At 61.4% G+C, this 21,307-nt stretch carries 19 protein-coding genes and 1 pseudogene; 8 read left to right on the forward strand and 12 right to left on the reverse strand.

Going from position 1 to position 21,307, the window contains the following annotated elements:
- The first annotated feature begins 15 nt into the window (after positions 1-15).
- From FHX11_RS04140 to FHX11_RS04165, 6 genes are all read left to right on the forward strand, one after another.
- Positions 16-588: a peptidylprolyl isomerase gene (locus FHX11_RS04140; RefSeq protein WP_184355324.1), complete on the forward strand. Its 573-nt coding sequence runs from the start codon at positions 16-18 to the stop codon at positions 586-588.
- A 70-nt stretch (positions 589-658) separates the two neighbouring features.
- Complete coding sequence (locus FHX11_RS04145; RefSeq protein ID WP_184355326.1) at positions 659-1,159, forward strand: peptidylprolyl isomerase; 501 nt, start codon at positions 659-661, stop codon at positions 1,157-1,159.
- Between the two features lie 75 nt (positions 1,160-1,234).
- Positions 1,235-2,317 (forward strand): tRNA preQ1(34) S-adenosylmethionine ribosyltransferase-isomerase QueA, encoded by a 1,083-nt coding sequence (queA, locus tag FHX11_RS04150; RefSeq protein ID WP_184355328.1) that lies wholly within the window; start codon positions 1,235-1,237, stop codon positions 2,315-2,317.
- Between the two features lie 6 nt (positions 2,318-2,323).
- A complete protein-coding gene (gene tgt / locus FHX11_RS04155; protein WP_184355330.1) occupies positions 2,324-3,454 on the forward strand; it encodes a tRNA guanosine(34) transglycosylase Tgt in 1,131 nt (376 codons plus the stop codon).
- Positions 3,455-4,030: 576 nt separating this feature from the next.
- Positions 4,031-4,468 carry a VOC family protein gene (locus tag FHX11_RS04160; protein WP_184355332.1) on the forward strand — a complete coding sequence of 146 codons (438 nt, stop codon included), beginning with the start codon at positions 4,031-4,033 and terminating at the stop codon, positions 4,466-4,468.
- 243 nt (positions 4,469-4,711) lie between these two features.
- Entirely contained in the window at positions 4,712-5,623 is a 912-nt protein-coding gene (locus FHX11_RS04165; protein ID WP_184355334.1) for a cell wall hydrolase, read from the forward strand.
- Between the two features lie 84 nt (positions 5,624-5,707).
- Here the strand turns inward: FHX11_RS04165 and FHX11_RS04170 are convergent, their stop codons facing one another.
- The 6 genes from FHX11_RS04170 to FHX11_RS04195 all read right to left on the reverse strand — a co-directional run bounded on the left by FHX11_RS04170 (position 5,708) and on the right by FHX11_RS04195 (position 13,080).
- On the reverse strand, positions 5,708-6,127 hold the full coding sequence (locus FHX11_RS04170) for a DUF4864 domain-containing protein (protein ID WP_184355335.1): 420 nt from the start codon (positions 6,125-6,127) through the stop codon (positions 5,708-5,710).
- Positions 6,128-6,235: 108 nt separating this feature from the next.
- Positions 6,236-7,501 (reverse strand): beta-ketoacyl-ACP synthase II, encoded by a 1,266-nt coding sequence (gene fabF / locus FHX11_RS04175; protein WP_184355337.1) that lies wholly within the window; start codon positions 7,499-7,501, stop codon positions 6,236-6,238.
- Between the two features lie 19 nt (positions 7,502-7,520).
- Positions 7,521-8,027, reverse strand: a complete 507-nt coding sequence (locus tag FHX11_RS04180; protein WP_184355820.1) for a helix-turn-helix domain-containing protein — start codon at positions 8,025-8,027, stop codon at positions 7,521-7,523.
- Positions 8,028-8,218: 191 nt separating this feature from the next.
- Positions 8,219-10,120: an ABC transporter ATP-binding protein gene (locus tag FHX11_RS04185; protein ID WP_184355340.1), complete on the reverse strand. Its 1,902-nt coding sequence runs from the start codon at positions 10,118-10,120 to the stop codon at positions 8,219-8,221.
- 2 nt (positions 10,121-10,122) lie between these two features.
- Positions 10,123-12,012, reverse strand: coding sequence for an ABC transporter ATP-binding protein (locus FHX11_RS04190; RefSeq protein ID WP_184355342.1), 1,890 nt, complete (start codon positions 12,010-12,012; stop codon positions 10,123-10,125).
- A 192-nt stretch (positions 12,013-12,204) separates the two neighbouring features.
- The gene (locus tag FHX11_RS04195) at positions 12,205-13,080 is read right to left on the reverse strand and encodes a LysR family transcriptional regulator (RefSeq protein WP_184355344.1); all 876 of its coding nucleotides are present in this window, start codon (positions 13,078-13,080) and stop codon (positions 12,205-12,207) included.
- Positions 13,081-13,188: 108 nt separating this feature from the next.
- Between FHX11_RS04195 and FHX11_RS04200 the strand changes: the two genes are divergently transcribed.
- The gene (locus FHX11_RS04200; protein ID WP_184355346.1) at positions 13,189-13,452 is read left to right on the forward strand and encodes a DUF1127 domain-containing protein; all 264 of its coding nucleotides are present in this window, start codon (positions 13,189-13,191) and stop codon (positions 13,450-13,452) included.
- A gap of 52 nt (positions 13,453-13,504) precedes the next feature.
- Here the strand turns inward: FHX11_RS04200 and FHX11_RS04205 are convergent, their stop codons facing one another.
- The 6 genes and pseudogenes from FHX11_RS04205 to metG form a co-directional block, all read right to left on the reverse strand.
- Positions 13,505-15,367, reverse strand: a complete 1,863-nt coding sequence (locus FHX11_RS04205; protein WP_184355348.1) for a radical SAM protein — start codon at positions 15,365-15,367, stop codon at positions 13,505-13,507.
- A gap of 174 nt (positions 15,368-15,541) precedes the next feature.
- Positions 15,542-16,461, reverse strand: a pseudogene (locus tag FHX11_RS04210) (agmatinase).
- A gap of 65 nt (positions 16,462-16,526) precedes the next feature.
- Positions 16,527-17,018 (reverse strand): YbaK/EbsC family protein, encoded by a 492-nt coding sequence (locus FHX11_RS04215; RefSeq protein WP_184355350.1) that lies wholly within the window; start codon positions 17,016-17,018, stop codon positions 16,527-16,529.
- Entirely contained in the window at positions 17,015-17,842 is an 828-nt protein-coding gene (locus FHX11_RS04220) for an MBL fold metallo-hydrolase (RefSeq protein ID WP_184355352.1), read from the reverse strand. Before FHX11_RS04220 ends, FHX11_RS04215 begins: the two co-directional genes overlap by 4 nt.
- A gap of 4 nt (positions 17,843-17,846) precedes the next feature.
- Positions 17,847-18,629: a TatD family hydrolase gene (locus tag FHX11_RS04225; protein WP_184355354.1), complete on the reverse strand. Its 783-nt coding sequence runs from the start codon at positions 18,627-18,629 to the stop codon at positions 17,847-17,849.
- A 9-nt stretch (positions 18,630-18,638) separates the two neighbouring features.
- A complete protein-coding gene (gene metG / locus FHX11_RS04230) occupies positions 18,639-20,192 on the reverse strand; it encodes a methionine--tRNA ligase (RefSeq protein ID WP_184355356.1) in 1,554 nt (517 codons plus the stop codon).
- Between the two features lie 246 nt (positions 20,193-20,438).
- On the opposite strand from metG, the gene FHX11_RS04235 reads away from it, so the two are divergent.
- Positions 20,439-21,239 carry a sulfite exporter TauE/SafE family protein gene (locus FHX11_RS04235; RefSeq protein ID WP_184355358.1) on the forward strand — a complete coding sequence of 267 codons (801 nt, stop codon included), beginning with the start codon at positions 20,439-20,441 and terminating at the stop codon, positions 21,237-21,239.
- Positions 21,240-21,307: the final 68 nt, after the last annotated feature.

Here is a 21,307-nt window from a genome sequence, read left to right on the forward strand (position 1 = left end):
CCGAACGGAGCACCCATGAAACTCTTTCATATCGCATTGGCGGGCGCCCTCAGCCTCGCCGCCCTCGCAGGCAGTGCTATTTCGGCGGCCGCCGAAGAGCTTCTGACGATCCAGCTCAAGGATGGTCCGGTCGTCGTTCAGCTCATGCCCGACGTCGCGCCGAAGCATGTCGCGCAGATCGAGGCGCTGGCCAAGAAGGGCGCCTATGACAATGTCGCCTTCCACCGCGTCATCGATGGCTTCATGGCCCAGACGGGCGACGTCCGCTACGGCAATCTGTCGAAGGGCTACGATGCCGCCAAGGCCGGCACCGGCGGTTCCGACCTGCCCGACCTTCCGGCGGAATTCTCCAAGGTTCCGTTCAAGCGCGGCGTCCTCGGCATGGCGCGAGCCCAGAATCCGAACTCCGCCAATTCGCAGTTCTTCATCATGTTCGCCGATGGCGACTTCCTGAACAACCAGTACACGGTCGTCGGCAAGGTCGTCTCCGGCATGGAATTCGTCGACAAGATCAAGCGCGGCGAAGGCCAGAACGGCGAAGTCAGCAATCCGGACCGGATGATCAAGGTCACCGTCACCAAGAAGTAATTTCACACGCACGATCCCAAAGTCTTGGGATAGGATCATGCGCAATCAAACATAGAACGAGGAAACGAACATGGCTGAGATCAAGGACCCAGAAAACACCCTCATCCTGGAAACCACCAAGGGCCAGGTTGTCATTCAGCTTCTGCCGCAGGTGGCGCCGGAGCATGTCGCCCGCATCAAGGAACTCGCACGCGAGAAGGCCTATGACGGCGTCGTCTTCCATCGCGTCATCGACGGCTTCATGGCCCAGACGGGCGATGTCGAGCACGGCAAGGTTGGCGGCAATACGGCTCGCGCCGGCACCGGCGGCTCCTCCAAGCCGGACCTGAAGGCCGAGTTTTCCGCAACCCCGCACGTTCGCGGCACCTGCTCCATGGCCCGCTCGCAGAACCCGAACTCCGCCAATTCGCAGTTCTTCATCTGCTTTACCGACGCTCCCTGGCTGAACAAGCAGTATTCGGTCTGGGGCCAGGTCATCTCCGGCATGGAGAATGTCGACCAGATCAAGCGCGGCGAGCCGGTGCGCGATCCGGATTCGATCGTCTCGGCACGGGTTGCCGCCGACGTCTGATCGTGATTATTCCTGAAACCCGCCTCCTGCGCCGTGGGCGTGGGGGGCGGGTTTCGCTTTGCCTGGATTGCCTGAATGCGTGTTGACCTTTTCGATTTCGACCTGCCGGACGAGCGCATCGCGCTCAGACCCGCCGAGCCGCGCGACAGCGCGCGCCTGCTCGTGGTCGATCCGAATGCGGAAACTGTCCTGAACGATCATCTGATCCGCGATTTGCCGTCCTTCCTGCGCCCTGGCGACGCCGTGGTCTTCAACGACACGAAGGTCATTCCGGCGCAATTGGAGGGCATTCGCCACCGCGAGGGCGCGCCTGGCCAGCAGGTCTCGGCAACCCTGCATATGCGCGCCGCGCCCGATCGCTGGAAAGCCTTCGCCAAGCCCGGCAAGCGCATCAAGATCGGCGACCGCATCCAGTTCGGGCACGGCGAGAATGTTTGCGTGCTCGGCTCGCTCGACGCGACCGTCGAGGAGAAGGGCGAGGGCGGTGAGATCACCCTGCGTTTCGATCTCTCCGGCCCGGCGCTGGACGAGGCGATCGCCACGGTCGGCCATATCCCGCTGCCGCCCTATATCGCCGCCAAGCGTCCGGAAGACGAGCGCGACCGCGCCGATTACCAGACGATCTATGCGCGCGAGGAGGGCGCGGTCGCAGCGCCGACCGCCGGCCTGCATTTCACCCCGTCGCTGTTCGCCGCCCTCGACGCCATGGGCGTGGAGCGGCATTTCGTGACGCTGCATGTCGGCGCCGGCACCTTCCTGCCGGTCAAGGCCGACGATACCGAAGACCACAAGATGCATTTCGAGATCGGCCATGTCGACGCGGAAACGGCTGCCAAACTCAATGCCGTGAAGGCGAGGGGCGGGCGCATCGTCTGCGTCGGCACGACGTCGCTGCGGCTGATCGAAAGTGCGGCCGCCGAGGACGGCACGATCAAGCCCTGGCGGGGTGCGACCGGGATATTCATTACCCCCGGCTATCGCTTCAAGGCCGTCGATCTGCTGATGACCAATTTCCACCTGCCGCGCTCGACGCTGTTCATGCTGGTGTCGGCCTTTGCCGGCCTCGATACCATGCGCGCGGCCTATACCCATGCTATCGAGACGGGCTATCGCTTCTATTCCTATGGCGATGGCAGCCTGCTCTACCGGAAAGACTAGGACGACATGAGCGAGAGCTTTCAGTTCACATTGAAGAAGACCGACGGCGGCGCCCGTCTCGGCGAAGTTTCCATGCCGCGCGGCACGATCCGCACGCCGGCCTTCATGCCCGTCGGTACGGTCGGCACGGTCAAGGCGATGTATCTCGACCAAGTGCGCGAGACCGGCGCCGATATCATTCTCGGCAATACCTATCATCTGATGCTGCGCCCGACGGCGGAGCGCGTCGCCCGCCTCGGCGGGTTGCACGAGCTGATCCGCTGGCAGCATCCGATCCTGACGGATTCCGGCGGCTTCCAGGTGATGTCGCTGTCGGGCCTGCGCAAGCTCGACGAACAGGGCGTGACCTTCAAGTCGCATGTCGACGGCAGCCTGCACCATATGTCGCCGGAACGCTCGATCGAGATCCAGGGACTGCTCGGCTCGGATATCCAGATGCAGCTCGACGAATGCGTGGCCCTGCCTTCGACGCCGAAGGAGATCGAGCGCGCCATGGAGATGTCGCTACGCTGGGCCGAGCGCTGCAAGACCGCCTTCGGCAATCAGCCGGGCAAGGCAATGTTCGGCATCGTGCAGGGCGGCGACGTGCCCGAACTGCGCGTCCGCTCGGCGCAGGCGCTCAGCCAGATGGATCTGAAGGGCTATGCCGTCGGGGGCCTCGCCGTCGGCGAGCCGCAGGATGTGATGCTGCGCATGCTGGAAACCACATTGCCGGAACTGCCGACCGAAAAGCCGCGCTATCTGATGGGCGTGGGAACGCCAGACGACATCCTGAAGTCGGTGGCGCGCGGCATCGACATGTTCGACTGCGTGATGCCGACCCGCTCTGGCCGCCATGGCCTGGCGTTCACCCGCCGCGGCAAGGTCAATATCCGCAATGCCCGCCATGCCGAGGACATGCGCCCGCTCGACGATCAATCGAATTGCCCGGCCTCGCGCGATTATTCCCGCGCCTATCTGCATCATCTCGTCCGCGCCAATGAGGCGCTCGGCGGCATGCTGCTCTCCTGGCACAATCTCGCTTACTATCAGGAATTGATGCAGGGCATCCGTCAGGCGATCGCCGAAGGCCGATTTGCCGATTTCATGGCTGAGACGATGGAGAACTGGGCGAGGGGCGATCTCGAGCCGGTGTGATCTAATATTGAAGAGGTTTTAGCGACCGCTTTTTTTGAACAAGGTATTATAACTCGTTGTCGCATGTGATTTTTCGTGCGGCTTCATGCCAGATATATTGACCCGATGTTTGATCAGCGCAGCGATCGATCCAGTCGTTGATCTTATAGAAGGCGATAGCCACAAGCACCAAGTACAGCAAGGCTCCGAGTATCAGCACGTAGACAACCATACGAAGAAGTCTTGCCAAGCTGGCGCCAAACACCATGTCGCTTCCAATCTCTGTTGTCAGTTACGTTTGGGCGATACAGCTAATCCACTATCCGCAAAGACAATCTTCGATTGAATTTTGACGCTTTGATGTTTTGTAGTGCGGCGCTAAATCTTGCATGGATCGGGATTTCGCGCTAATCGAAATCCGTCGAAAAAGGCAGGGTCGGTCTCGGTAGGCCCGACCCCTTCCATCCGGAAGCTCTGTTCCGCGCCGTTGGCGTGAGAACCCGCGACGCGGAACTTGGCCATCGTGGCCGAGTGCTCCTGCGTTGGCGTGGCCGTTTCGACCGACATGTCTCCGCGGGAAAACCCTCTGGAGCTGTCATGCGACTGAACCACCTGGATTTACATGTTCCCGATGTCGCCGCGACGCGGGATGTTCTCGTTGCCGCCTTCGGCCTTATCGAGGTCGAGACGCGCGGCGCAAACGGTCTCGCCATCCTGCGCGACGATGCCGGTCTCGAACTGGTCATCAGCCAGCCGATCGAAAAGTTCGGCGGGGCCGATTCGGTGTCGGTCGGCCGCAACACCTATCATATCGGTTTCATGCTGCCGTCGCGCGAGGCTGTGGATGCGCAATTCGAGCGTGCCAAATCGGCCGGCTGCGAGATCCGGCAACCGCCGTCGGCGGTACGGGGAGGCTGGCTTTTTTATTGTTTTGCGCCGGGACGAATTCTGATCGAGGTCGGCTGGCGTCCGGAACCAGAAGATAGGATAAATAGCCTAACGTCTATAATGAGTTATGTCGCAATGCTCATATGATGAATGAAGTATATTCAGGCGGTGTCCTTGAGGCTTTTCGCGAAGCCATGGCGCCGCCTGGAATGGCGCCGGCATGAGAAAGCATTTGGAAAAATAGCGAATCGCAATAAACGGTCTGTCCACCGATGATAAGCTTCATTGGCTAATTTGATCGCGTTGGGTTTGGAATTCCTGTGGATTTCGGCTACAACGCTTTCTCTTAATCGATAAGGGCTGTTCTAATCCAATAGGAGGCACCTGCCGTTGAGGGCGCAATATAGATTGGGGACCTGTCTTTCCGGGTTGCTGTTTGTCGGATTGGCGGCCACGAGCTGCACGACCGAAACAGTGACATCATCAGCGGCAGCCACCCATAGCTCCGCCAAGTCCATCAAGCCGACGAAAGTGACGTACAACTATACCGCCAAGGATCGCGACTGTCTGAAGCGGGCCATGTATTTCGAGTCCGAGCATTCGGACAATGATGGCTATATGGCGGTTGGAACTGTCGTCATGAACCGGCTGACGTCCGGGGCCTATCCTGAATCGATCTGTGGCGTGGTCGCACAGGAGCGGCAATTCGCGCCCGGCGTCATGACAAGAGTGGTTCGCCCCGAGGCCGAGCCGGAATTGGATACGGCGGCAAATGCGATCCTGCGGGGAGAACGGCATCCGCGCGTGAAGGATGCGATGTTCTTCCACACGGACGGGCTGAAATTCCCTTACAACAACATGCATTATGTCGCCGTGGCCGGAGGAAACGCTTTCTATGAGAAGCGCGGCCGTGATGGCGAGCTGCAAACGCCGGCGCCGCTTCCGGCCTATGAAGTGGCGATGAACTACGTGCCGATGCAAGGCATGTCGGCGACGCAATCGCCGTTCGTATTCCCGGAAACGCGACAATTGCCGCAGCAGCCGTCATCCGTCGTCGCTTTCACGCCGGTTTCCCCGCCTGCCGCGATGATGCCGGCAGCAACAACCGCAATTCCGACTCCGGTTCCCGTTCCGACCTCGGTTCCCATCCCGACACCGGCTCCGATGCTGATTTCGACGCCAGCCGCCGACATGAACAGCATCAGCAATCCGGCGCCGATTTCCACCGTGGTCATTCCGCAGCCACGCCCCGATTTGGAGAGCGCACCGAGCTCCGGAATTTCGGCCAGAATTCGAGGCTAACGCGATCGGATCAGGCTTTTTTCGCGGCGCGTCTCGTATGCAAGACAGACGCGCCGCCCTTTGATCCGAATGCGGCGTCGCAGGTCAAATCCCCTCACTCATGGCATTCGGCAAAATCTGCACACTGCCGATCTTGTAGCCGCCGTCCGGCTGGCGCGTGATCTGATAGATCGCCGTCCAATCCTTGTCGTCGCGGCCGGTGATCAAAACCTCCTGGTAGACGACAGCGCCATTGTCGATGGCGCGGCCTTTGCCGAAGGCATAATTGCCGGGGCGGTAGACCGGCCGATAGCTCTTCTTCACCATGGCCAGAAAGCTGTCCTTGTCCGGAAAAAGCGCCTTGATGCCCGGAGCCGCGAAGGAATAGGCCGTCGCGGCGTCATCGTGCAGAAAGGCCTCTATCTGCCCTTCTATCAGGCTCTGCGCCGCCTCGACCGGATCTTGCGCGCACGCCGCCGTTGCTTGGGCTAGACCCAGGACGAGGGCAAGGAACAAAGCGCGCATAGGCGATCTCCGGCAAATATGAGCCGGAGGATAACGCGTTTCCCGTTTTCTTAGAAGCTGCCTGCCTCGCTGCGACCATCGTGCCGAGCCGCAACGAGGCTGCTGTTCTTATTGCCAGCGGCGGAACAAGGCGCTGGCATTCACGCCGCCAAAGCCGAAGCCGTTGGAAATGGCATAGTCCATCGCCATCGGCCGGGCAGTCGGGCCGACGATATCGATGCCTTCGGCCGCCGCATCGGCTTGCCGCAGATTGCGGGTCGGAGGCGCGATCTGGTCGCGCAGCGCCATGATGGTAAAGACCGCTTCGAGACCGCCGGCCGCGCCGAGAAGATGGCCGGTCGCGGCTTTCGTACCGCTGACGGCAATGCCGCCGTTGCGGCCGAAGACCGTCTTGATCGCCTCCATCTCGCCGCGGTCGCCGACCGGCGTCGATGTGGCGTGCGCGTTCAGATGCTTGACTTCAGCCGGTGAAATGCGGGCTTGCGATAGAGCTGCCAGCATCGCCCGGCGCGCGCCGTCGCCATCCTCGGGACCGGCGGTCATGTGATAGGCATCGGCGGCCGTGCCATATCCAACGAGTTCGGCAAGAGGCGTGGCGCCGCGGGCCAGCGCGTGTTCCAGCCTCTCGATCACCAGCATGCCGGCACCTTCACCCATGACGAAACCATCGCGTTCGGCATCGAAGGGGCGGGAGGCTTCCTCGGGTCGATTGCTGAAACCAGTGGAAAGGGCGCGAGCCGCAGCAAAACCGCCGAGGCTGACCTTGTCGATGCAGGCTTCCGCGCCGCCACAGATCGCGACATCGGCCTCGCCGGCGCGAATGAGCCGTGCCGCATCGCCGATCGCCTGGACACTGGCGGCGCAAGCGGTGACCGGCGCACCGATCGGTCCCTTGTAGCCATAGCGGATGCTGACCTGGCCGGCCGCCAGATTGACGAGGAAGGAGGGCACAGTGAAGGGCGACAGGCGCCGCACACCGCGAGTCTCGGCCGTGCGCACGGCGTCGGCGATCGCCGGAAAACCGCCGATGCCGGAAGCGATCACCGTGGCGGTGCGCTCGAGAGCGGATAGATCGGTCGGCCGCCAACCAGCTTGACCGATCGCTTCCTCGGCGGCGGCCATGGCGAAGAGAATGAAGCGATCCATCTTCTTCTGATCCTTGATCGGCACATAGCGGTCGGCATCGAAGCCGGCTTCGCCATCTTCCTCGAGGCTCGGCACCATGCCGCCAACCTTGGCGGCAAGTTCGCCGACCATCGCCTCGGGGAGCCGCCGCAGGCCCGAGCGGCCTTCGATCAGCCGCTTCCAGGCCGCGTCCACACCAACACCGAGGGGTGAAACCAAGCCCATGCCGGTCACGACGATACGATCCATATTCCTTGCTCCTATTCGCTCAGGCATCAAAACCCAGAAACCACGATTTCATCTGCTCTATCCGCTCATGGACGGCCTCGTCAGCGGCAGGCCCCGGCACGAGCATCGTGTCCTCCGGATGAAAGGCGCGACCGGTGACGCGATCGATCAGAAGGGGATCGCGATCTTCGCCGGTCGTCGCATCGGCAAGCCGCATGGCGATGTCTTCAGCCGGCAGATGCCGATTGCCCCAGGTGAAGAGAGCCATCAGAACGGGGAAGAAGTCGCGACCCTTTGCGGTCAGCACATATTCGTAGCGTGGTGGCCGTTCGCTATAGAGACGGCGCTCGAACAGACCTTCCTCGGTCAGATGTTTCAGCCGGCGGGTCAATATATTCGGCGCGACCCCAAGGTTTTTCTGGAATTCATCGAACCGCGTCAGTCCCTGAAGGGCATCGCGCAGGATCAGAATGCTCCACCAGTCGCCAACGCTTTCAAGGGCACGGGCAGCGGGACATTTGAAGGAACTGAAGCTGGTTCTCTGCATGGCGGAAGCGGATAGCACGAGTAACTATCATCATGCAAGTTACAAAAGTAGACCGCCAGGCGAGAGCCGCCTCAATGCTTCGAGGCCTTGCCGCTTTGCGTCGAGGCACCTCAGTATGAGGCAGGGAAGCACGCTGAGTTTACCGAAAAGGGGGAGCCTCGAAACACGAGGGCGGATGACACGATTCCGGCTTACGTCCGCGATTCCGCCGGTGTCGTCGCCGTAACTTCTTCCTCCGGAATATCGTCGAAGGAGGCATAGTTGAGGTTATAGAGCTTCGAATAAAGCTTGCCGTTGGCCATCAGCGCGTTGTGATTGCCGCTTTCGATCAATTGGCCGTTCTGCAGCACGATGATGCGGTCGGCCTCGCGGATGGTGGCGAGACGGTGGGCGATCACCAGGCCGGTGCGGCCCTCCAGCAGCTTCACCAACGCCTTCTGGATCAGCATTTCCGTATAGCTGTCGATATTGGCCGTGGCTTCGTCGAGCACAAGGATCTTGGCATCGGCGACGAGGGCGCGGGCAAAGGAGACGAGCTGACGCTGCCCGAGCGACAGGCCGCCGCCGCGTTCACCGAGCACGGTATCGTAGCCATCCGTCAGCCGCATGATGAACTCATGCGCGCCGACAGCCTTGGCGGCCTCGACGATCTCCTCGCGCGTCGCCTCGGCCTTGTTGTAGCGGATGTTCTCCAGCACCGTTCCGGTGAAAAGAAACGGCTCCTGCAAGACCATGGCGATCTGCCGGCCAAGCGAATCCTGGGTGAGGGAACGCACATCATGGCCGCCGACCAGCACCTGGCCTTGCTGCACATCGTAGAAGCGATGGATCAACGCCATGGAGCTCGACTTGCCCGAACCCGTGGGGCCGACCAGCGCCACGGTCTCGCCGGGATTGACCCTGAAGCTGACGTTCTTGAGTACAGGGTACTTTGGGTCATAGCCGAAGACGACGTCGCGGAACTCCACCGAGCCGTCCATGTCCGGCGACAGCACCTTGGCATCCGGCGCGTCCTGGATGTCGATCGGCACGTCGAGCACCTCCGTCAGCCTCTGGCCGGACGCCATGGCGCGCTGCATGACCGAATATTGCATGGTCAGCGAGCGGATAGGGTCGAAGAAGCGCTGGATGTAGAACAGGAAGGCGACCATGACGCCGACATCGAGCCTGTGGTTCAGCACCATCGAACCGCCGACGATGATGACGATGGCCATGGCCATGCCCGTCAGCGTATCGACGATCGGCACCATCACCTGTGCATATCGGGCCGCGGTCAGATGCGCCTTCAGGTTCGTGTGGGCCTTGTCGTCGAAGAGATTGAAGTTGACGCGCTGCCGGTGCATGCCCTGGACGGCGCGCACGCCATGGATCGCTTCGGCCAGCGCGCCGCTGGTGATGGAATTGGTTTCATGCGCATTCATGAAGGCGGTACGCGCCTTCGGCAGCCAGAACAGCCGGACGATGAACAGGATCGGCATGACCGACAGCGTCAGCAGGCCAAGCCGGAAATCGAGCGACAACATCACGACGACGATACCGAAGAGCAGGGCGATGTCGCCAACGGAAAGCACTGAAGTTTCAAGGAATTCCTGCATGGAGTTAACATCGCCCTGCAGGCGCGACATCAGGCGCCCCGCCTCGGTCTTGTCCATGAAGGAAAGCGAAACGCGCTGCAGATGCGCAAACATCGCCCGGCGGATATCGAAGAGCACCTCTTCCGCCACCTGGCCGACGAAGGTCTCCTGCACATAGCTGGCGGCATAATTGATGAGGATCGCGGCCGTGAAGATCGCCAGGGCCATCCATAATGCCGAATGATTGACCGCGCCCGGCATCATCGCATGGTCGATCGCATAGCGGATGACGAGCGGAATGACGATCTGCGACGCGGTGAACAGCAGCACGGCGACGACGGAGATATAGACCTGACGGCGATAGGGACTGACGAAGGCCCAGATGCGCCGGATAATCCGGCTGTCGAAGACCTTGCCGAAAATCTCCTCCTCGACGCGATGCGAGCCGACCACGGCACGGGGAGGGCGGCGTCCATCCTCGCGCACGTCGTTGCGCTCGGTTTCGATGGTCTCCGACATGGTCACGCCTCCTTCTTCCGCTTTTCGACCCGGCCGTCGGAGGCTGTCGCAACGTCGTCATCGGGGCGGACCTGAAGATCGTAGAGCGCCTTGTATCGTCCACCGGCAGCCAGAAGCTGCTCATGGGTTCCGCGTTCGACGATCTCGCCATCCTCGATGAACAGGATCTGGTCGGCGTGCATCAGCGAGCTCAATCGATGCGCGACGATGAGGGTCACACGATCGCGGGCAAAACGCTTCATGCCGCTGCGGATACGCTGTTCGGTCGCCGCGTCGATCGCGGCGGTGGAATCGTCGAACACCATCACCGCCGGCTTCAGCATCAACGTCCGGGCAATCGTCAGGCGCTGGCGCTGGCCGCCGGACAGCGACACGCCGCGCTCGCCGACGACGGTGGTGTAACCGGCCGGCAGGCCGAGGATATAGTTGTGGAGCTGAGCGGATTCGGCCGCGCGCTCGATACGGCCTTCCTTCGCCCAGGGGTCGCCATAGGCGATATTGTTCTCGATGCTCGTCGTGAACAGAAAGGAATCCTGCTGCACGACGGCAACCGTCTGCCGCAGCGACTGCAGCGTCGCCTTGGCGATATCCTGACCATCGATGGTGATGCGGCCGGAGGTCGCCTCGTAGAAACGCGGGATCAGGTGCGCGATGGTGGATTTTCCGCTGCCGGGCGGTCCGACGATACCAATCGTCTCGCCGCGCCGCGCCTCGAAGCTGACGTTGCGGAGCACCGGACGCTCTTCCAATCCGGGATAAGCGAAACCGACATTCTCGAAGCGCAGCACGCCCTCGGTCACCTCGAGCGGCTTCGCGTCGGGCGCATCCTTGATGGCGATGTCGAGATCGAGAAGCGCGAACAGGCGCGAACCGCAAGTCGAAGCGCGCGCGAAAGCGTTCACCATCAGCCCGAGCTGGCGCACCGGCATCTGCAGGATCGTCATGAAGGTCAGGAACGAGGCGAGGGTGCCGACGCTGATCTCGCCCGCGATGACCTTGGTGCCGCCGATCCAGAGCACCAGCCCCATGGCGGCGAAGAACGAGAAATTCATGGCGCTGGTGTTGACGACACGAATGCCGACGCGCCGATGGGCAAGCGCGAGCGCATTGTGCGATGCCTTGTCGAACTTCATCAGCTCGTGCGCCTGTGCGGCGAAGGCACGCACGACACGGATGCCGCCGAGATTCTCCTCCATCACGCGGGTGAGCACCGATAGGCGCTCCTGCAGATCGAGCCAGGTGGCACGCAGCCTCAGTTGCGTTACCGACGAGCGCCAGGCGACGAAGGGCACGAAGCTGAGCGCCAGGAGGCCGAGCGTGACATCCGTCGACAGCAGCATATAGGCTCCGACGCCAATCAGAATGGTGAGCAGCACCATGCGCACCAGCGCCGTCGAGAAATACATGCGCACGCCTTCGAGATCGAGCAGGCCGACGGTGATCAGATCGCCGGAATGAACCTTGTCGTGGAAGCTGAAGGAAAGCTGCTGGATCTTCTCATAACAGGCGAGCCGCAGCTCGTAGCCGATATGGTGGCCGACGGCTTCGCTGTAATAGTTCTGCACCATGGTGAAGAGGCCGCGCGTCATACTGACGACGAGCAGGAGCAGGGCGGTCGTCATCAAGGCACTTTCGGCGATCTGGCCGGCGGCACCGCCGGCAACCACCGTTTGCGTCTGGTCGACGGCGCGACCGAGCAGGCGTGGGATCATCAACTGTAACGTTGCAGCTACGAAAGTGGCACCTATCGCGACGCTGGTTTGCCAGGGATGACGGAGCGTCATATGGGTGATCCGCGCGATGGTGGAAAGACCTTTCCCCCAGCCAATCGCATTGACATGCGCCAACGAAACCAAAGGCTTCGTGGCGCTTCTTAAAGAAGCGCTACTCACGTTCTTATCCAGGCATTGTTTGAACGAGGCGGGCCCGAAATCGGGTTCGGATCGCAGGGGGAAATATTGGTAGGACGAATTTTGCCGATTCCGATGGATCATTCAAGCGTCATTTGGTCACAAGTACCACCGCGACGTTAGATTCCGTGTTCGATGGGAGAGGCTGCAACACCGCACTTGCGGAGAGCGGAATCAGCTCCGAAATTCACGCAGGCAATTGATGACTTCGCGCAGCCCCCTTGTCAGGTGCTTGTCGCGGCGCAGCACCATTCCAAGCTGACGCGTCAGCCTTGGCTTGACAGGCGAGGTCTCGAGATGATCGCTCCGATCGCGCTGCAGGGCCAAGCCCGGCAACAGTGACCAACCGAGGCCGGCCGCCACCAGTTCCTTGACCGCCTCGACGCTGCCGAACTCCATCGCCGGCTTCAAACGGATTCCGTCGGAAGCAAACCATTCGTCGATCGCACGTCGGGTGTTGCCGCCCTCGTAAAGCAGGAAGGTCTTGTCCTTCAGGAAATCCGTCCCCGGCCCATCCTTCGGCATGTGGCTGCCCTTGGGTGCCACGGCAAGAAGCTCATCCTCGTAAAACGGCTCGACTTCGAGCGAGCGCCCGGCGGCGGGCAGGACGACGACCGCGAGATCCAGCGCATTCGCCTCCAGATCGCGAAGGATATCCTCGGTGTTGCCGATCCGGACAATGATTTCCAGGCCGGGCATGCGTTTCTTCACGGCAGCGATGGCGCGGGGCAGGAGATGAATGGAGGCGGTGCCGCCGCTGCCGATCCGGACGCGTCCGACAGACCCTTCGCGGTAAGGCATCATCGCCTCATGTACCGCCGAACAATCCTCCAGGATACGGCGCGCATGAAGCAACAGTTCGACGCCAGCCGGAGAAGGTTGCGCGCGGCGCCCCACGCGCTCGATCAGCCGAACGCCAAGCCGCTGTTCGAGAAGCTTCACCTGCAGGCTGATGGCGGGCTGCGTCAGTCCCGCCTTGTCGGCGGCGGCGGTGAAGCTGCCGAGATCGATGACGCTGACGAAGGCGGAGAGCTGATCGAGGTTCAACACAAAAGAATTCCTTATGGATTGCATTATTCCAATAATCTTCCTTCGCGGTAAATTCCAGCGCATTCTTCCATGCAGCCGAGAGACGCAAACCCCTGGCGATGCCGACGGATGGCGGGCCTTGCGGCGCGGGGCGGATCAAGAGGAAAAGCAGTGACGACCGATACAGAGAAAACGCTGATAGCGACGTTCGGATGGAATGAGATCCGGATGGCGAGCCTTCCACGGCGAGTGCTGGCGACATTTGCGACCTATTGGCAGGTGCGGCAGACGCGGCGAAATCTCGCGGATTTATCCGATGACCAGCTTCGCGATATCGGCGTGACCCAAGCCGAGGCAAAGCGCGAGCTCGGCAAATCCTGGTATTGGAGCTAGAATACCCGTCATGACGCAGGATACCGGCAACGCTATCCCATAAGGGGCGCGCTCAGGGACCGGCGATCTCCGTGCTCTGACCATGATCGGCGTATGAAGCTTCGCCGAAATGGGCCTTCAGCCGATTTTCCTGACGGCGTTTCGCATAGGGCGTGCTGCGCGCGGCGGTCTCCTGCACCAGAGGATCATTGCGCAGGTCGACATCGGCGATGGCTTGGTCGGCATAGGGGAAGAGATCCTGCCGGCCCCAGGCGCGCCAGGCCTTGGCGACGCTCAGGCGCAGCCGGATATAGGTGTAGCCATAGGCGGCGATGGTGCGCCCGAAACGCCAGGCATAGCGGGTATAGAAGCGGAGCGGATTTTCGAGCGGCATGCCATAGCGCCGCTCATGACGGTCCATGATGCGGCCGAGCCCGAATTCGGCGAAGGCGACACCCTCGCGGCGTGGGCCCTCGCGGTAGGCGATGAGATTATACAGCGTCGTCAGCCGCATGCCGTTCTTGAGCTGCACCCGGCGCTTGAACACACGCTCCATGTGCTCGAAATCGTAATAGCGCCGGCTGGCCTCATGGAAGACGGCATCGAGTTCGGCATCGCTCATGCGCGGGTGATGCGTAACGCGGTGATTGAGATCGTATTTGTTGAAGTCCGGGTCCATCCAGACGCCGGCATCCTTCATACGCTTGTGATCCTCGCTGCCGGGCAGGGGCGTGAGGATATTGAAATAGAGCACGTCGATTGCCAATTCCCGCTTGATCAGATCGACATCACGCAGGATGGATTCGCGGGTATCGGCGGGGAAACCGATGATGTAGCCGCAGCTTATCACCACCGGATGCCGCTTCCATGCCAGCACCATTTCGCGATATTCCTCGATGCGGTTCTGACGCTTCTTGGCGGCCTCCAGATTGTCGGGATTGATATTTTCCAAGCCGATGAAGATCAGACGGACCCCGGCCCGCACCACCTTGTCGATGAAGCCCGGGATACGATGCGCCATGGTATCGACCTGGATCAGCAGCCGCACGTCCAGTCCCTCGCGCTCGCGCAGCTCGATCAGGCGATCGCAATAGGCCTCCCAATTGCGGTTGCGGGCGAAGTTGTCGTCGGTGACGAAGAACTTGTTGACACCCGCCGCCGCATTCAGCCGGATGATGGTCTCCAGCTCGTCCGCCGTGCGGAAGCGGCTGTGGCGGCCCTGCACGTTGATGATGGTGCAGAAGGAGCATTCGAACGGACAGCCGCGTCCGAGGTCGAAGCTCGACCAATGCGTGAAGGAGCGCCGTACGATCGGACCTGGGAGCAGGGGCACCGGCGATCCCGGCAAGACGGGCTCGCTCTTCAGATAATTGTAAAGCGGCTTCAGCGTGCCGGCCAGGGCGTCGCGCAGCACGATATCGAGGCGATCCGGTTCGGCCTCGCCGGCAAACTGGCTGACACCGAGCTCCCGCGCGAGCGTCAGTTCCTCGGCATTTTCACCAAGCATGGCGACGCAGCCGGACACATGGAAGCCGCCGATGCAGACCGGTACACCCGCCTGGCGCAACGGCCGGGCGATGTCCATGGCTCGCGGATACTGATTGGTCTGCACGCCCACCAGCATCACGATGGCGCGCGTTCCCTCGGTGCGATGGCTCTTCAGGATGGCGGGAATATCGACCCGCGTATTGGTCTCGTCGATGGCGTGCACCTCGACATCGATCCCCGGACCGAAAACCTCGCGCGATACCGCGTCGTTGACCAGCGCCCAGACACAAGCCAGTGAATTCGAGGGGATGGCCGAGCGTATCCAGCGGATCGGATAACCATCATCATCATAGCGCGTCGCCTTGATGAGCCAGATTTCCACGCGGCGTACCGGCAGTCCTGGAGAAAGACCGTCGTTCGTCGCCTCGACGAGTGGATGCCCCCGCATGCGATACCCCTCAATAAAGATATTGCTAATTTAGCTTTATCCGGTCCTTATGCAACGTCAAGGGGAACTTTGAGGAAGGGGAGCAAACAGCACGAATAAGTTGAAAAGGGTAGGGAAATCCGTGGCGCTCCAACCTCCAAACTCACTGTGAAAGGCGGATGGACTGTTGCCGTTTCAATCCTGCCGGACGACGGCGCCGATCATATTGACGACCAGGCGCGCCGCGGTCAAAGCCGACAGGCCATCAATATCTGCGGGAGGATAGAGCTCGACAAGATCGACACCTGCGATCTTGGCGCGTCGGCCGAGGCCGGCGATCAGCTCGATCACCTGCGTATAGGTGAGGCCGCCGGGTGTGCGCGCCGCAACGCCGGGCATGATACCGGGATCGAGACTGTCACAGTCAAGGGTGACGACGACCCGCGCACCCTCGGGAATATGCCGGAGAGCGGCATCCATGCCCTGAGCGTGAATCTCGCGGGCGGTCACGAAGCGGCTGCCGTAGAGCTGCGCCGCTTCGATGTCGGCGAGGCGGGCGCTGCCGACACTACGCAGGCCGACCTGCACCATGCCCGCGACATGCGGCATCTCGCTCGCCCGGCGCATTGGGCTTGAATAGCCGTAACGCTCGCCATGCACTTCGTCGCGCCGTCGCGCCAATCGATATGAGCGTCGATCTGCAGGACCCAGACCGGTTCGTGACCGGCAAAACCGGCAAGGAAAGGAATGGTCACGGAACAATCGCCACCGATCAGGATCGGCACAGCCGGCAATCCCAGGACCTCGCGCGTCTTAGCCTCGATCCGCGCCCGGTTTCCGGCATTGTCATACAGGATGGTCTCAACATCGCCGGCATCGATAGCGACAATCGGCTTGCCAGCGAACAGCGGGCCGCCAAGATCGAAATCCCAGTGCCCGACGAGCCCGGCATCCTCCTGGCTCGCGGCACGGATGGCGTCGGCGGCCGAAGCATGGCCGCTGCTGTCCTTGCCGGGATAGGTGCTGCCGTGACCGGCTCCGAAGATCACCACATCAGGCAAGCGACCATCGGCAAGCTGATCAGGAAAGCCGAGAAAGGGAGGCGAAACGCTCATTTCCTGAACCCACCCAGCGGCCATACAAAAGTCAGATAAGATAGATTATGGAACTAAAACCGATATCAGCTCGGTTTCACCCGTATCACTTTCGCCCCGATCTTCTCGGCCAATATCTTCGGATCGCAGGCAAAAATGCTGTCCGGGCGTCCAGCGGCGCACCAGACCTGATCATAGGACAGCAGGCTTTCGTCGATGAAAACCGGCAGGTTTACGCGATGGCCGATCGGACCGACGCCGCCGATGGCGAAGCCGGTTTCGTCACGGACACGGTCGATGTCGGCGCGCTTCAGGCGAATTCCGTAAGTCGTTGAAATGTGAGCCGTGTCCGCATTATGGGCACCGGATACGAGAAGCAGCGTCAGGCTATTGGTTTCCGCGTTGACGAAGACGAGCGATTTGACGATCTGGCCAACGGCGCATCCGGCCGCTTTTGCGGCTTCCTCGGCGGTGCGTGTCGACTGCTCCATCCGCTTGATGGAGATATCGAGGCCGAGATCGCGAGCCGCGAGCTCGACGCGCTCCAGGCTCGAAAGCTTCTTGCTGTCTTCGCTCATAGATCGTCATCCTTCACATCGAGTTCTATGCGCATCTGGTCGTAGGCCGGTTCGACATTGTCGGGCGTTTCCGCAAGCACGGTCTCGTAGTCGAGCGGCGTATGCATATGCGTCAGGATCGCATGCTTGGGCTGAAGCCGTTCGATCCAGGCGAGCGATTGCTCCAGCGAAAGATGGCTTGGATGCGGCCGATATTGCAAGGCATCGATGATCAGAATGTCGAGATTTTGAACTTTCTCGACAGATTCCACCGGGAAGTCACTGATATCGCTGCAATAAGCGAGCCCCCCGATGCGGAAGCCGAGGGAATGGATATCGCCATGCTGCTGCTTGTGCGGCCAGATGGTGATCGTGCCGCCCGGCCCTGCGACCGTGAAACTCCGCTCGAGGCTCTCGATGATGATCGGCCGGACGATCGGCGGATAATTGCTGCCCGGCGGCGTTTCCAGGCAGTAGCGGAAACCCTCGCGAATCCGGTCCATGGTCGGCTGGTCGGCATAAATCGGAATGCGCTCATGCGAATTGTGGAAGAAGCCGCGCAGGTCGTCGATGCCGTGAATATGATCGGCATGCGCATGCGTGTAGAGCACGGCATCGACCGAGCCGACGCCGGCGCGGATCATCTGTTCGCGAAAATCCGGCCCGGTATCGACGACCACCGTGGTGATGCCACCATCCGGCGCGATCTGCTCGATCAGGAAGGAAGCACGCGTGCGGCGGTTTTTCGGGTTCTTCGGGTCGCAGGCGCCCCAATCGCCCGTAATGCGCGGCACGCCCGGCGACGACGAGCAACCCAATATGGTGAAGCGCCGCCGATAGCTCACGCCGTCAGACCCTTGTCATCTTGGAGAAGCAGCGGAAGGCGTTCGCCGTGGTGATCTCGGTAATTTCCTCCGGCCTGACGCCGATCGTCTCGCCGAGCACTTCGGCGGTGTTGACGACATAGGACGGCTCGTTGCGCTTGCCGCGCCAGCGCTTCGGCGCAAGATACGGTGCGTCGGTCTCGACCAGCAGCCGGTCGTGCGGGATCGTCTTGGCGATCTCGCGCAGCTCCTCGGATTTCGGGAAGGTCAGAATGCCGGAAAAGGAGATGTAGCCGCCGAGCTCGACGCCGGTACGGGCGAGGGCCGGACCGGCGGAGAAGCAATGCAGGATGAAGGGGAAAGCCCCCTTCCCCGTTTCCTCCGTCAGGATCGCCGCCATGTCCTCGTCGGCGCTGCGGCTATGGATAACCAGCGGCAGCTGCGTTTCGCGGGCCGCCGCAATGTGGCGCAGGAAACCGGTCTTCTGGTCTTCCGGCTTCACCGTGTCATAGAAATAGTCGAGCCCCGCCTCGCCGATCGCAACGATCTTCTCGTGCTGATTGGCCAGTCGCACGAGATCCTCGGTCTGGATGTCCAGCTCCTGGTCGGCGCTGTTCGGATGCGTGCCGACCGAGCAGAAAACCGACGGATAGCGCTCGGTGAGCGCGAGCAATCCGTCGAGCTTGCGAACCTTGGTCGAGATCGTGACCATCTGCTTGACACCGACCTCGTGCGCGCGCGCGACGATCGCGTCGCGCTCCTCTTCGAAATCGGCGAAATCCAGATGACAATGCGTGTCGATCAGCATGGCCAAACCTTATTCGACCGTCGGCGCCACATAGCGCGGGAAGACCGGCTTCGGCGCTTCCAGCGGTGTGCCGGAGACGAGGCGCCCGGCCTCGCCGAGTGCGGCGAAATCGCGCTTGTCGGCGGGAATGGCGATCAGGTCCAACAGCTTGGCCGAGGATTCCGGCATGAAGGGCTGCAGGAGAATGCCGATCTGGCGCACGACGTCGGCGGTGACGTAGAGCACGGTCGCCATGCGGGCCGGATCGGTTTTCTTCAGCGCCCAAGGCTCCTGGCCGGCGAAATAGCGGTCGGTCTCGGAGACGACGGCGATGATCGAGGCAAGCGCGCGATGAATGAGCTGCTTGCCCATATCCTCGCGGGTCGACGCCAGCAATGCGTCGGCCTGCGCCAGCAGCGCCTTGTCCTCATCGGTGAGCTCGCCGCATTCCGGAATCTGGCCATCGCAATTCTTGACGATCATCGACAGCGAGCGGCTGGCGAGATTGCCGATGCCGTTGGCGAGATCGGAATTGATGCGCGTGCCGATCGCCTCTTCGCTATAGCTGCCGTCCTGGCCGAAGGAGACTTCGCGCAGGAAGAAATAACGCACCTGGTCGAGGCCAAAATGGTTCACGAGATTGACCGGATCGACGACGTTGCCGAGCGACTTCGACATCTTCTCGCCCTTGTTGAGCAGGAAGCCATGGGCATAGACCCGCTTCGGCAGCGGCAGCTTCGCCGACATCAGGAAGGCGGGCCAATAGACGGCGTGGAAGCGGATGATGTCCTTGCCGATGATATGCAGGTCGGCCGGCCAGTATTTCGCCCGCGGATTGTTGCGGTCCTCGATATAGCCGGTCGCTGTGATGTAGTTCGTCAAGGCATCGACCCAGACATACATGACGTGCGAGGGATCGTTCGGCACCTTGATGCCCCAATCGAAGGTGGTGCGCGAGATCGACAGATCCTTGAGGCCCGACTTCACGAAGGAGATCACCTCGTTGCGGCGCTCGGCTGGTCCGATGAAGTCCGGGTTCTCTTCATAGAGCTTCAACAGGCGATCCTGGTATTCGGAGAGCTTGAAGAAATAGCTTTCTTCCTGCACCCATTCGACCGGCGTGCCCTGCGGCCCGTAGCGCACGCCGTCGGCGCGCAGCTCGGTTTCGTTTTCCTGGTAATAGGCTTCGTCACGCACCGAGTACCAGCCGGCGTAGGAATCCTTGTAGATGTCGCCGGCGTCGGCCATCAGGTTCCAGATGTTGCGCGACGTCTCATGATGCCGCTCCTGCGTGGTGCGGATGAAATCGTCGTTGGAGGCATTGAGCAGCTTGCCCATCGCCTGGAATTCGTCAGAATTGCGCTTGGCGAGCTCCTGCGGCGTCAGGCCCTCGGCACGCGCCGTCTGCTGCATCTTCTGGCCATGTTCGTCCGTGCCCGTCAGGAAGAAGACGTCGCGCCCGTCCAGCCGCTGGTAGCGCGCAAGCGCATCGGTGGCGATCAGCTCATAGGCATGGCCGATATGCGGCTTGCCGTTGGGATAGGCGATCGCGGTGGTGATGTAGAACGGGGTCTTATCGGTCATATCAGGCAATGGTCCGCTTTACGGTTTCATCGTTGTTATTCTTGCACCCGCACGCTTTAGCGCATGTTTGCTGGGAGCGAAACACCAAGTTTCGCAACTGCGGTATTCCTTAGCCGGGGCCGTTCGCTTGACTTGCCCCGCTCCCGGCTTTACGCCTTCGCAAAAATCAAAGCGCGGGACAGAAATCATCGTGAGTTCGGATTCCAGTTTTAACAGCCGGTCCCATGCCTTGAAAGGGCGGCGGCTTTGAGTTTTCCTGCTGTATTCCAGCCCCTCTATTCCTTCTCCGGCTTTTTTGTCGGCATGCTGGTCGGCATCACCGGTGTTGGCGGCGGCTCTTTGATGACGCCGCTGCTTGTGCTGCTGTTCGGCGTGCATCCGGCTACCGCGGTCGGCACCGATCTTCTTTACGCCGCCATCACCAAGACCGCGGGAACGGCCGTGCACGGCATGCATGGGCGCGTGAATTGGAAAGTGGTGGGCCTGCTTGCCTCGGGCAGCGTGCCGGCCGCACTCGCCATGCTGTGGTTCATGGCTGGTGTCAATCGGGAAAGCCCGGCGGTCGCGCATGCGATCACCCTCTCGCTCGGATGCCTGCTGATCCTGACGGCGCTGATGCTGCTCTTTCGCGGCCATATACTACGCGGCATGCGGCAATGGCGCGGCGAACACGCAATGCTGGCGCCGCGCACCATCGCGATCCTGACCCTGGTTCTCGGCCTGGTACTCGGCACGCTGGTAACCATGACCTCCGTCGGCGCCGGCGCACTCGGCGTCACTGTGCTCCTGGTGCTCTATCCGAATCTCAACGTCCGCGAGATCGTCGGCTCCGATATCGTCCATGCCGTGCCGCTGACCTTGATCGGCGGCATGGGCTACTGGTTCATCGGCGAGATCAACTGGTCCATGCTCATCGCGCTCTTGATCGGCTCCATTCCCGGCATCGTCGCCGGCAGCCTGCTGGCACCGCGCCTGCATGAACGACTGATCCGCATCGTGCTCGCCGTCACGCTGACGATCGTCGCCTGGAAGCTGATCTTTTCCTAGAACGGTTCAGCGTTTCACGGAATCGCTCTGTCCTATTGTTTTTACGCAATTCCGGGCAAAAAGCGCAG

The sequence above is a fragment of the Rhizobium sp. BK602 genome (genome assembly GCF_014195095.1).
Lineage (GTDB): Bacteria > Pseudomonadota > Alphaproteobacteria > Rhizobiales > Rhizobiaceae > Rhizobium.